The following is a 13,144-nucleotide window of genomic DNA, read 5'->3' as shown; positions in this document are numbered from 1 at the left end:
ATTCTGCTTAAATTAAGGTTTAACTAACCTTAATTCTCCTTGATCTTAACCTTCTTGCCCTTGTAAATTCCAGTTCCTACTGGTATCATACGACCTAAAACAATATTTTCTTTTAAGTCTTCTAAATGATCTGTTTTAGCTGCGATACTTGCTTCTGTTAGAACTTTAGTGGTTTCTTGGAATGAAGCTGCAGAAATCACAGAATCACTTCCAATAGCAGCACGCGTAATACCCAATAGAACAGGTTCTGCAATCGCTGGGACACCTCCCATTCTAATAATTCTTGCGTTTTCTTCTCTAAAATGACGCTTGCTTATCAAATCTCCCTCGATAAACTTAGTATTACCGCTATCATAAATTCTAACCTGTCTTAGCATTTGAGAAACAATAATCTCAATATGCTTATCTGCAATACTTACACCTTGTCTTCTATACACTTGTTGCACTTCGCTTACAATGTATTTATAAAGCTCTTTTTCGCCACCTATTCTTAAAATATCTTGGCTTGCAATCACTCCATCTGTAATTGCCTCACCTGCATGGACAAATTCCCCTTCATGCACTAAAATTTGCTTAGATTTATCAATAGAGTATTCTGCTACTCTACCATCATTAGCAGTAATCATAATGCGTTCTTTTCCTCTAATAGCCTTTCCAAAGCTTACAATTCCATCTAACTCTGCTAATACCGCAGGATCTTTTGGTTTTCTTGCTTCAAAAAGCTCTGATACTCTTGGAAGACCCCCTGTAATATCTTTAGATTTTACAAGAGCCTTAGGAGTTTTTGCCAAAATATCCGCCATTTCTACTTTAGCACCATCATCTACAAAAATCGCAGTTTTTGGCTCTAAAGCATAGCGAATCAATCCACCTTTTTTGGTAGAGAGCACTAAAGTTGGCTTATAAGAACTTGCAATATATTCATTTACCACGAGTCTTGTTTGCCCTGTTAGTTCATCAGTTTGCTCTGAAACCGTAAGTCCTGGGATAATATCCTCAAACTTGATAGTCCCTTGCTCTTCTGCAATAATTGGATTTGAATAAGGATCCCAATCTGCAATAACAATATGCTCATCGCTCATTGGTCTTGCAATTAAAGTATTTTTCTCAACCTTTTGATTATCTTCTACTTCAATAATTGAATCTCTTGCAATATAATGTCTTGCTGCTTCTTGATCATATTCATCAGCAACCACCGCGAACAATCCTTTTTCAGTAACCTTGATGCCTTTTTTCACATCATGATAACGCTCTAAATGATCACCATTTAGGTAATAGTATTTTACAATACCTTCGCCTTTTGCATAGATTTTTTGTGTAATAGGTGCATTATCTTCTACTTTTAGCTCACTTGCATAAGAGATACGATTTGGGATATTCCAACTATCTTTAATAATATCCACAATACTTCCCTCATCTCTTACATAATGTCCGCTAGGATAAGGAATGTAGTATTTACCTTCAATTTTACCTGTTACACCTGCTAACTCATTAGGTTTAGCTACATCGCTCTTTCTTAGAGTGAATTTTGCAGTTTCTTTTTTACCTACTACTGAAATAATCACTTCATCATGCACCACATCTACTTTTAGCTCGCCTTCAAATGGAGCTTTAATCTTAGGCTCAACAAGCAAAATTGCAGCATTTCTTCTATTAGAAATAATGGTTTTACCCTCTCTATTTTTATAGGTTTTAACATTATAATAGCGGATAAAACCTTCTTTTTCAGCGATAACTTGTCTTTCCTCTTGGCTTCTACTTGCCGTTCCACCAATATGGAATGTTCTAAGTGTTAGCTGCGTTCCAGGCTCACCGATGGATTGTGCTGCTACAACCCCTACTGCTTCACCAATTTTAGAAATTCTAGCTTCTCCTAAGTTCAAGCCATAGCATTTAGCACATACACCTTTTTCTGCTTTACAAGTTACAGGAGTTCTAATAATCACAGCTTTCACACCTGCTTCTTTAACTTTTCTAGCTTTTTCTTCATCTACCATTGTGCCTTCTGCTATCAAAACCTCATTAGTAATAGGATCGATTACATTTTCAGCCACAACGCGTCCAAAAATTCTCTCCTCTAATGGCTCAATAAGCTCACTACCTACGGTAATATCGGTAATTTCAATCCCTTCGTTTGTGCCACAATCATCTGCTACAATCTTCACATTTTGGCTTACATCAATAAGCTTTCTTGTTAGATAACCCGCATTTGCAGTTTTAAGTGCTGTATCTGCCAAACCTTTTCTTGCACCGTGTGTAGAGATGAAATACTCTAATACATTAAGCCCTTCTTTAAAGTTAGAAGTAATAGGTGTTTCAATAATCGTTCCATCTGGACGCGCCATCAAACCTCTCATAGCTGAAAGCTGTCTAATCTGTCCTGCACTACCTCTAGCACCTGAATCTGCCATCATATAAATAGAGTTAAATCCTGCTTTATCATTTTCAATAAGCTTCATCATCTCATTACCAAGAGCATTGTTTGTGTCTGTCCAAACATCAATAATCTTGTTATATCTTTCTTGCTCTGTTAATAAACCTGCTCCAAATTGTGCTTGAATATCTTTTACTTTTTTCTTAGCACCTTCAACAACTTTATTCTTACTATCTGGCACAATAATATCATCTGCTGAAATTGAAATACCTGCTTTTGTAGCATATTTAAATCCTAGATTTTTCAGATTATCTAGGAAGCCTGCTGTAATTCCAACTCCACCTTCTTTATAAACATAATCAATCAAGGTAGCAATATCTTTTTTCTTCAATACCTTATTCCATAAATTCATAGGAACAAAATCTGGCAAGATAGATTTTAAAATCATTCTTCCTACACTTGTATTGATAATTCTTCCCTCAACAAATGCTCTAATTTTTGTGCTAATCTCTACCACACCTTCTTCTAGTGCAATATAAATTTGATTAATATTAGAGAAAAGCTTATGCTCACCCTTGCTATCATCTTTTTCTAATGAAAGATAATAAAGCCCTAAAACCATATCCTGACTAGGAACAGTTACTGCCTTACCACTTGCTGGTAGCAAGATATTCATAGAACTTAGCATTAAAAGCTTACATTCTGTAATAGCCTCTTGTGAAAGTGGCACATGCACAGCCATCTGATCCCCATCAAAGTCCGCGTTAAATGCAGCACAAACAAGAGGATGCAACTGGATAGCTTTTCCATCAATAAGCTTTGGATGGAATGCTTGGATAGATTGCTTATGCAATGTTGGTGCACGGTTTAGCATTACTGGATAACCTGCTACAACTTCTTGCAAACACTCCCAAACTTCATTACTCTTTTGCTCTATCATTTTCTTGGCTTGTTTTAGAGTAGTTGCATAGCCTTTTTCTTCTAATTTTGCCAAAATATGTGGCTTAAAGAGTTCTAATGCCATGTTTTTAGGTAATCCACACTCATCCATTCTTAAATTTGGTCCCACAACGATAACAGAACGCCCTGAGAAATCCACCCTCTTACCGAGTAAGTTTTGACGGAATCTCCCTTGCTTACCTTTAATAATTTCTGAAAGCGATTTAAGTGGGCGTTTGTTTGCACCTTTAACTGCATTTGCATTTCTGCCATTATCAAAGAGTGCATCTACTGCTTCTTGCAACATTCTTTTTTCGTTTCTTACAATAATCTCTGGTGCATCAAGCTCAATAAGACGCTTTAGTCTTTGGTTTCTATTAATTACCCTTCTATAAAGATCATTTACATCACTAACTGCAAATTTTCCACCATCTAATGCTACAAGTGGTCTTAAATCTGGTGGGAGAACTGGTAGAACAGTTAGCATCATCCATTCTGGGCGATTTTGTCCGCCTGAAACCACAAAGCTTTCTATAACTTTTAAGCGTTTAATAATCGTTTTCTTCTTTGCTTCTGAACTTGTTGAACTAATAACTTCTTTTAATTGCGAGATAAGATCAACTAAATCTAATCCTTCCAATAAATCTTTAATAGCTTCTCCACCCATTTGTGCTACAAAACCTGTATGCTCAAACCGTTGTGAAAGACTTTGGTATTGCTCTTCATTTAAAACATCGTATTTTGCAACTGGCTTTGTGCCTTCATTATCATAGAAAGCCTCACCCGCTTCTTTTACAATATATGCTTCATAATAAAGCACTCTTTCTAAGTCTTTCATTTTAACGCCAAGAAGCGTTCCAATTCTACTTGGCAAAGAATTTACATACCAAATATGTGCCACTGGTGTTACAAGCTCAATATGCCCCATTCTTGATCTTCTCACTTTAGAACTTGTTACTTCTACACCACATTTTTCACACACTACACCTTTATAGCGCATTTTTTTGTATTTACCACAAAGACATTCATAATCTCTCACAGGCCCAAAAATTTTGGCACAAAATAGTCCATCTCTTTCTGGTTTTAAAGTTCTATAGTTGATCGTTTCTGGTTTTTTAACCTCACCATTACTCCAGCTTCTAATTTTTTCTGGACTTGCAAGTAAAAGTTGGAAAGCATTAAAATCACTTGGGCGTTCATCTTCTTTGATAACTACCGCTTCTTCAACGCCTTCTTCATTCTTAGCAAACACATTCACATCTAATGCTAAACTTTGCAATTCTTTAGTTAAAACATAAAAAGTTTCTGGTATTTCTGATTCTTTAACTTGTTCTCCTCTTGTAATTGCCTTATAAGCTTTCACACGCCCTTCAACATCATCTGATTTGATAGTTAGCATTTCTTTTAGAGTATGTGCTGCACCATAAGCCTCTAATGCCCATACTTCCATTTCCCCAAATCTTTGTCCTCCAAAGAGTGCTTTACCACCCACTGGTTGCTGTGTTACTAAGCTATAAGGACCTGTGCTTCTTGCATGCACTTTTTCATCTACAAGATGGTGAAGCTTTAACATATACATATAACCCACATTAACGCGCTCCATCATCTTTTCACCAGTTCTTCCATCATAAAGCTCTGTTTTACCATCTGAATCGATTTTTGCAAGTTCAAAGAGTTTCACAAATTCTTCTTCATTTACACCTTCAAACACTGGGGTAGCGAATTTTACACCCTTGCTCCAATCTCTAGCATAAACAAGCAATTCTTCATCACTAAGATTTTCTAAAAATGCTTTAGCACTCTTCATTCCAGAAGTTTCTGCAATTTCTAACATTTTGCTTCTTAGAGAGCTTACCCATTTTTCTTTTTCTTCATCAAACATATTAGAAATTTGCTCTCCTAACTGCTTACCTACTAAACCTAAATGCACTTCTAAAATCTGTCCGATATTCATACGGCTAGGCACACCTAAAGGATTTAAAACAATTTCTACTGGGCGTCCGTCTTTAGTATATGGCATATCCACTTCTGGAACGATATTAGACACAATACCCTTATTTCCATGGCGTCCTGCCATCTTATCCCCTACTTTTAGCTTACGCTTAGTAGCTACATAGATTTTTACAAGCTTCACAACTCCACTTGGTAAAATATCGTCTTTCTCAATAATAGAAAGTTTTTCTTCATGCTCTTGGCTTAAATTTTTCTTTTGCTCTAAGAAATTAGCCTTAAGTGCATCATATTTACTTTGCACCTCTTTTGGATAGCTTTTCATAAGGGTTCCTAGTGCAAAACGATTAACTTTCTCTAACTCTTCTTTTGGAATCACACTTCCTTTCTTATAAGAAACATCGCCTATTTTTGCATCTGCAATCAACTTTTCTTTTGCTAAAATAGAGCTTATTCTTAAATTTTCCTCTCTATCAAGCATTAAAAGCTTATCATGGTGTTCTAAATCTAATCTTGCTTTTTCTTCTTCATAAGCGGCTACTGCTCTTTTATCTTTATCATAGCCTTTTTTGGTAAAGATTTTAACATCTACAACAGTTCCTTCTAAACTTGGCGGACAATAAAGGGATTTATTAACAACATGCCCTGCTTTCTCTCCAAAAATTGCTCTTAAAAGTCTCTCTTCTGGAGTTGGTTTTACCTCGCCTTTTGGAGAAGCTTTGCCCACTAAAATCATTCCACCACTTACATAAGTTCCAATTCTTACAATACCACTCTCATCAAGATGTGCTAATTCCTCTTCGCGGATATTTGGAATATCTCTTGTGATTTCCTCTACTCCATGCTTTAGCTCTCTTGCTTCAATTTCTTTTTCATAAATATGAATAGATGTAAAAGCGTCATTTCTAATAAGTTTTTCACTTACTACAATCGCATCTTCAAAGTTATATCCATTCCAAGGCATGAAAGCTACGCGGATATTTTTCCCTAATGCCAATTCCCCTTGATCCATATTAGGTCCATCAGCAATTACATCTCCTGCTTCTACTTTATCTCCTGCTTTAACAATAGGCTTTTGAGAGAAAGAAGTATTTTGGTTGGTTCTTAGATTTTTTTGCAAAGAATAATGATCTATAAAAGCCCCACTTTCATCTTCGCCCAAAATATAAATATTCTTTGCATCTACTTTTTCTACAATACCACCTCTTTCTGCCTTAACAGCTTCCCAAGAATCCCTTGAAACAACTTTCTCCAAACCTGTTCCAACAACAGGTGCATCTGGACATAAAAGTGGCACTGCTTGGCGTTGCATGTTTGATCCCATCAAAGCTCTGTTTGCATCATCATGCTCTAAGAAAGGAATAAGGCTTGCTGCAACACCCACAACCATTCTTGGACTAAGATCAATCAAATCTACTTTAGAAGATTCCATAAGAATAATTTCACCATCTTTTCTTACTTCAATCACTTCTTCTTTGATTGTATTATCATTTGTAAGAACTGTGCTTGCAGGGGCGATTACTGCACCCTCCTCTTGAGTAGCTGTAAGATATACAATCTCATCAGTCACTTTCTTATTCACCACTTTTCTATAAGGAGCCTCAATAAAGCCTAATTCATTTACTTTTGCATAAGTTGAAAGCGTATTAATCAAACCGATATTTTGCCCCTCTGGAGTCTCAATCGGACAAATTCTTCCATAATGTGTTGGATGCACATCACGCACTTCAAAACCTGCACGCTCTTTTACTAAACCGCCTTCACCTAGTGCAGATAGTCTTCTTTTATGCGTTACTTCTGAAAGTGGATTGGTTTGATCCATAAATTGCGAAAGCTGTCCGCCTGTAAAGAATTCTAAAATCGTTCCTGTAATCATTTTAGAATTTACAAGATCATGCGGCATAAGCTCTTCTAAACCTGTGCTAATTGTAGAAAGTTTATCGCGAATAGCCTTTTGCATTTTTACAAGCCCTGTATGAAGCTCATTAGCCAAAAGCTCTCCAATAGCTCTAATTCTTCTATTTCCCAGATGATCTCTATCATCAATAGTTCCTTGTCCATTTTTTACATGGATTAAATACTGCACAGTTTTAATAATATCTTCATGGGTTAAAACCGTTACATAATGAGGAACATTAATATCTAATTTGTGATTCATCTTCATACGACCCACACGCGTTAAATCATATCTTTCTGGATCAAAGAAGAGCTGTTGCACAAATTGCTTAGCAGCCTCTTTAGTTACTGGCTCACCTGGACGCATTACTTTATAAATACGAATGGTTGCTAAATCATTTTCATTATCAATTTTTTCTGTTTGTTTAAGTAGTTTTAGAGATTCTGCATCTGCAATGAAAGCATTAATAATAGAAGCATCTAAGCCATTTGCCAAATCATTTGCAATAGTAAATTCATTAATTCCAAGCTCTGCTAGTTTTTTAAGCTTGCTCTCATCTAAAAGAGTGAGTGCATCAAAAAGCACTTCTCCACTATTTGTGTCAATGATAGGTTCTGCTAAATAACGGCTTGTTAAAATTTCTTCTGGATATTCAATTAAATTAATCTTTTCTTCTTTGAAAGATTTAGCTTTTTTAGCTGTTAAACGCTTACCTGCTGCTATAAGCAAATTTCCTTTTGCATCTTTTAAATCAAATTCTACACGCCCAACAAATTCTTCTGGCTCAAAAGGAATAAGATATTTTCCGCCCTTAAATTTAATATTTACAAGAGGGTAGAACATTTTTAAAATATCTTGCTTAGAATACCCTAAAGCTCTAAAAAGAATAGTTACTGGAACTTTTCTTCTCTTATTTACTCTAACAAATAGCGTATCTTTAGCATCATACTCAAAATAAAGCCATGAACCACGATCTGGAATAATTTGTCCTGTATAAACAAGCTTATTAGAAGTAGTGGCTGATTCTTCTTCTTTAAAAATTACACCCGGGCTTCTATGAAGCTGATTAACCACAACTCTTTCCACCCCATTGATAATAAAACTTGTCCTATCTGTCATTAAAGGAATTTCACGCACAAAAATACTTTGCTCTTTAATATCCTTAACGCCTAACTTCTCTCCTGTTTTTTCATCTCTCTCCCAAAGCACTAAACGGATTTTAATTTTTAAAGGGATTGAATAAGTTAAACCTCTCTCCATAGCCTCTCTAACTGTATATCGCGGTTTGCCATACTCACAACCTGCATACTCTAGGCTAATTCTATTTTGAACATCATGAATAGGAAAAATAGATTTAAAAACTTTCTCGATTCCTGAATCGCCCTCATTATCAGATCTTAAAAAAGTCTCATAACTACTTCTTTGCAACTGAAGTAAATTTGGAACTGCAATATTTTGAGGAATCTTAGTAAAATCAACTCTTAATCTATTTCCGGATTTTAAACTTACTGGCATATCTTGTTACCTCTATAAATGTAGAATTTTGGAAGAAAAATGAAAAGAGGGCGAACCCTCTTAAAATTATTTAATATCGACTTTAGCACCTGCTTCTTCAAATTTTGCTTTAATCGCATCAGCGTCTTCTTTCTTAACACCTTCTTTAACAGTAAATGGAGTTTGCTCCACTGCATCTTTTGCTTCTTTTAATCCAAGTCCTGTTACTTCTCTTACCACTTTAATAACATTGATTTTCTTATCTCCGCTATCTGTAAGAATAATATCAAACTCAGTTTTTTCTTCAGCAGCAGCTCCACCACCTGCAGCAGCAGCTCCTGCAACTACTGTTGGAGCAGCAGAAACACCAAATTTCTCTTCAAAAGCTTTTACAAGCTCTGAAAGTTCCATAACTGAAAGGTTACCAATATACTCTAAAACCTCTTCTTTTGTGATTGCCATATCAAATCTCCTAAAATAATTTAATTTGTCTTACGCTTCTTCTTTTTGCTTGCGTAAATTATCCAACCCTGTAACAAAGTAACGAGCAGGGGCAGTCCAAACGGACAACAACATTCCAATAAGCTCTTCTTTTGAAGGTAGTTTTGAAACTGCATCAATATGTTTAGCATCCACAACTTCGCCTTCAAAATAACCTGTTTTAATTACAAGTTTTCCGCCAACTGATTGAGAAAATTTACAAATTGTTTTAGCTAAAGAAATTTGATCTTCACCCCAAACAAAAAGATTATTCTCCTTGAATTCTAAGCCTTCAATTCCTGAATTTTTCAATGCAATAGAAGCTAATGTATTTTTAACAACTTGCACTTTAGCAGCACTGCTTCTTGCACTTGCTCTTAAGCTTTCAAGCTCTTTAACTGTCAGACCTTTATAATCACATACAGCAATAGCTTTAGAACTTTTAAATTCAGAACTTAGATTTTCAATCAAAGCTGTCTTTTGTTGTTTTGTCATTTTAACCTCCTTTCAGACATAGACTTGTATAGGGTAATTTTTAAGCTTAAGCCCCCATAGTCATTAGTCTAAGATAAAAACAAGAATAAATTATTTCATATCAATTAACTCTTGAGCATCCAAAGTTAATGATGGACTCATTGTTAATGATAATGTAGCGTTTTTAATATACTTACCTTTTGCACTTGCTGGTTTTTGCTTATTGATATTTTTAACAAGAGCAATAATGTTTTCTTCTAATTTCTTAGCTTCAAAACTTGCTTTACCAACAGGAGCATGGATAATACCCTTTTTATCTACACGATAATTTACTTGACCACTTTTTGCATTGCTTACGGCTTTTGTAATATCCATAGTAACAGTGCCAGTTTTTGGGTTTGGCATTAAACCTTTAGGTCCTAAAATTCTACCTACTTTACCCACTAACGCCATCATATCTGGAGTTGCAATTACCATATCAAAATTTAAATCACCTGCTTTAATTTGATCTGCTAAATCATCATCACCTACTACATCTGCACCTGCTGCTTTTGCTTCATCTGCTTTGATACCTTTAGCAAATACAGCAACACGAACACTTTTACCTGTTCCATTTGGTAATACAACAGCTCCACGAATCATCTGATCGGCATGTCTTGGATCTACTCCTAAACTTAATGCCACCTCAACTGTTTCATCAAACTTAGCAGATGCTAGAGATTTTACAGTTGCAGAAGCGGTTGTAATATCGTATATTTTTGTGCAATCTACCTTATTTAATAGATTTTGCATTCTTTTAGTTAATTTTTTTGCCATATTTATACTCCAACGCGTCTTTTTAATCTACAACTTCAATGCCCATACTGCGAGCACTTCCTTCAACAATTTTAATTGCTGCTTCTTCAGAATTTGCATTCAAATCATCCATTTTAGTTTTAACAATCTCTAAAACTTGAGCTTTTGTAAGCTTGCCTACTTTATTTTTTAGAGGATTATCAGAACCTTTTTGAATTCCTGCTGCTTTTTTAATCAAATCAGTAACAGGAGGTTTTTTGGTGATAAATGTAAAACTTTTATCTTGATAAACAGTAATAATTACAGGAATATTGAAATTTCCCATATCTTTTGTTTTTTCATTAAAAGCTTTACAAAACTCCATAATATTTACACCACGCTGACCTAATGCTGGACCTACGGGCGGAGATGGATTTGCTTTTCCTGCAGGGATTTGGAGCTTAAGTTCGCCAATTATTTTCTTTGCCATAACTTATCCTTGTTTTTAGTTGTTAAACTATTTTTTCCACTTGTGAATAAAGTATTTCAATAGGGGTGCTGCGACCAAAAATAGACACATTTAACTTTAGCTTTCTATGTTCCATATCATATTCTTCAACCGTTCCTGTAAAGTTTGCAAAAGGACCTTCTATAATCCTCACAACTTCTCCTGCTTCAAAAATAATCTTTGGTTTAGGAGCTGCACGATTTTGAACTTTTTCAATAATATGGTTAATATCTGCTTCACTTAAAGGTGTAGGTTTTTTTGCTTCACCAATAAAGCGACTAACTTTTGGTAAAGATTGAATGGTATGCCACAATTGTGTATCAAGATCCACTTTAATAAAAACATAACCGGGATATAAACTTCTTTCGCTAATTTTTTTCTTGTTATTTTTTACTTCAATAATATCTTCAGTAGGCACAACAATATCTGTTAATCTCTCTTGCAAATGATGCTCTCTTACAAGATTTTCAATTGCTCGCTTCACAGCTTGCTCACTACCAAAATATGTTTGAATCGCATACCAATACAAAGCCATAGACAAATCCTATTTTATAAAATGTTTGAAACAAAACTTCCAAGAATAAAACCAACCAATGCTAAAAATAGAGCTACAACCGTTACAACCACAACAACTGAAATAAAAGCATTTCTTACTTGTTCTTTTGTAGGGAAGATTACTTTTGATAGTTCTTCTTTGGATAATCTATAATAAGTGATTAGTTTTTTCATAACTTTATTTGTCTCTCTTTATTCCAAAAATGGCAGGCCAGGAGGGACTCGAACCCCCAACACTCGGTTTTGGAGACCGACGCTCTACCATTGGAGCTACTGACCTATATAAATATTGCCAAAAGAGAAAATCTCTCTTAGCTTTTTAGTTTCACTTCTTTGTGAATTGTATGTTTGTTTAACCTTGGGCAGAACTTCTTTAGCTCCAGTTTTTCTGTTTGGGTTTTGGCATTTTTTACAGTGCTGTAATTAATGTCACCACATTCAGAACATTTGAGTCCAATTTTTACACGATTACCTTTTGCCATAACTTAGCCTATTGAATAATCTTTGTAACAACACCCGCACCAACAGTTCTACCACCTTCACGGATAGCAAAGCGTGTTCCTTCTTCTAGTGCGATTGGGTTAATTAACTCAACTGTGATTTTAATGTTATCACCTGGCATAACCATTTCTACACCATCAGGCAATTGAATAGAACCTGTAATGTCTGTTGTTCTTACATAGAATTGTGGTCTATAACCATTAAAGAATGGAGTATGTCTTCCACCTTCTTCTTTTGATAGAACATAGATTTCACCCTCAAATTTTTGGTGTGGAGTAATTGAGCCTGGCTTACATAATACCATACCTCTTTCTACTTCTTCTTTCTTTGTTCCTCTTAAAAGAACCCCAACATTATCACCTGCTTCACCTTGGTCAAGTTCTTTTCTAAACATCTCAACACCTGTTACAGTTGTTTTTTGAGTGTCTTTGATACCTACGATTTCAATTTCGTCACCTACTTTTACGATACCTCTTTCAATTCTTCCTGTAACAACAGTTCCACGACCTGCAATTGAGAAAACATCTTCAATAGGCATCAAGAAAGTTTTATCTGTTTCACGAACTGGAGTTGGGATATACTCATCTACCGCATCCATAAGTTTCATGATTTTCTCACTCCACTCACCTAGATTACCTGCTTTAGCTTCTTCCAATGCTTTTAAAGCAGAACCTGCAATAATTGGAGTATCATCACCTGGGAAATCATAACTTGATAGAAGCTCTCTAATTTCCATTTCTACTAACTCTAAAAGCTCTGCATCATCTACCATATCTTGCTTATTCATAAATACAACAATATAAGGAACACCTACTTGGCGTGATAATAGAATGTGCTCTCTAGTTTGAGGCATAGGACCATCTGCTGCAGAAACAACCAAGATTGCTCCATCCATTTGAGCTGCACCTGTAATCATATTCTTAACATAGTCAGCGTGTCCAGGACAATCCACATGTGCATAGTGTCTATTTTCTGTTTCATACTCAATGTGTGAAGTTGCAATTGTAATACCGCGCTCTTTCTCTTCAGGAGCATTATCGATATTATCATAATCTTTCAATTCTGCTAAACCCTTTTGTGATAGAACAGCAGAAATTGCAGCACTTAAAGTTGTCTTACCATGGTCAACATGCCCAATTGTACCAACATTTACGTGAGGTTTATTTCCTCTGTTAAATTTTTCCTTAGCCATAAGCTT

Annotated in this window: 9 protein-coding genes and 1 tRNA gene; all 10 read right to left on the bottom strand. The window is 35.4% G+C overall.

Translation table 11 applies throughout. The features are described from left to right. Positions 1-29 precede the first annotated feature (29 nt). Positions 30-8,675 carry a DNA-directed RNA polymerase subunit beta/beta' gene (locus B6S12_RS01960; RefSeq protein WP_111229140.1) on the bottom strand — a complete coding sequence of 2,882 codons (8,646 nt, stop codon included), beginning with the start codon at positions 8,673-8,675 and terminating at the stop codon, positions 30-32. A gap of 66 nt (positions 8,676-8,741) precedes the next feature. Beyond that, a complete protein-coding gene (rplL, locus tag B6S12_RS01955; RefSeq protein WP_111229139.1) occupies positions 8,742-9,116 on the bottom strand; it encodes a 50S ribosomal protein L7/L12 in 375 nt (124 codons plus the stop codon). Between the two features lie 30 nt (positions 9,117-9,146). Next, entirely contained in the window at positions 9,147-9,629 is a 483-nt protein-coding gene (rplJ, locus tag B6S12_RS01950; protein ID WP_111229138.1) for a 50S ribosomal protein L10, read from the bottom strand. A gap of 90 nt (positions 9,630-9,719) precedes the next feature. Further along, positions 9,720-10,424 (bottom strand): 50S ribosomal protein L1, encoded by a 705-nt coding sequence (gene rplA, locus B6S12_RS01945; protein WP_111229137.1) that lies wholly within the window; start codon positions 10,422-10,424, stop codon positions 9,720-9,722. 22 nt (positions 10,425-10,446) lie between these two features. Continuing rightward, positions 10,447-10,872, bottom strand: coding sequence for a 50S ribosomal protein L11 (gene rplK / locus B6S12_RS01940; protein WP_111229136.1), 426 nt, complete (start codon positions 10,870-10,872; stop codon positions 10,447-10,449). Positions 10,873-10,894: 22 nt separating this feature from the next. Beyond that, positions 10,895-11,419: a transcription termination/antitermination protein NusG gene (gene nusG / locus B6S12_RS01935; protein WP_181450925.1), complete on the bottom strand. Its 525-nt coding sequence runs from the start codon at positions 11,417-11,419 to the stop codon at positions 10,895-10,897. A gap of 20 nt (positions 11,420-11,439) precedes the next feature. Then, positions 11,440-11,619: a preprotein translocase subunit SecE gene (gene secE / locus B6S12_RS01930; RefSeq protein ID WP_111229134.1), complete on the bottom strand. Its 180-nt coding sequence runs from the start codon at positions 11,617-11,619 to the stop codon at positions 11,440-11,442. 30 nt (positions 11,620-11,649) lie between these two features. Further along, positions 11,650-11,725, bottom strand: a tRNA-Trp gene (locus tag B6S12_RS01925). Between the two features lie 31 nt (positions 11,726-11,756). Next, positions 11,757-11,927 (bottom strand): 50S ribosomal protein L33, encoded by a 171-nt coding sequence (gene rpmG / locus B6S12_RS01920; protein WP_005021381.1) that lies wholly within the window; start codon positions 11,925-11,927, stop codon positions 11,757-11,759. A gap of 8 nt (positions 11,928-11,935) precedes the next feature. Further along, positions 11,936-13,138, bottom strand: a complete 1,203-nt coding sequence (tuf, locus tag B6S12_RS01915) for an elongation factor Tu (protein ID WP_111229133.1) — start codon at positions 13,136-13,138, stop codon at positions 11,936-11,938. Positions 13,139-13,144 lie beyond the last annotated feature (6 nt).

It is taken from the genome of Helicobacter valdiviensis, from assembly GCF_003245365.1.
GTDB lineage: Bacteria > Campylobacterota > Campylobacteria > Campylobacterales > Helicobacteraceae > Helicobacter_D > Helicobacter_D valdiviensis.
This window is presented reverse-complemented; position numbering and strand designations above follow the sequence as displayed.

Coding starts and splice junctions, on each gene's coding strand:
- B6S12_RS01960 (WP_111229140.1), bottom strand. CDS start 8,675: ATGCCAGTAAGTTTAAAATCCGGAAATAGATTAAGAGTTGATTTTACT.
- rplJ (WP_111229138.1), bottom strand. CDS start 9,629: ATGACAAAACAACAAAAGACAGCTTTGATTGAAAATCTAAGTTCTGAA.
- rplK (WP_111229136.1), bottom strand. CDS start 10,872: ATGGCAAAGAAAATAATTGGCGAACTTAAGCTCCAAATCCCTGCAGGA.
- rpmG (WP_005021381.1), bottom strand. CDS start 11,927: ATGGCAAAAGGTAATCGTGTAAAAATTGGACTCAAATGTTCTGAATGT.
- secE (WP_111229134.1), bottom strand. CDS start 11,619: ATGAAAAAACTAATCACTTATTATAGATTATCCAAAGAAGAACTATCA.
- rplA (WP_111229137.1), bottom strand. CDS start 10,424: ATGGCAAAAAAATTAACTAAAAGAATGCAAAATCTATTAAATAAGGTA.
- tuf (WP_111229133.1), bottom strand. CDS start 13,138: ATGGCTAAGGAAAAATTTAACAGAGGAAATAAACCTCACGTAAATGTT.
- rplL (WP_111229139.1), bottom strand. CDS start 9,116: ATGGCAATCACAAAAGAAGAGGTTTTAGAGTATATTGGTAACCTTTCA.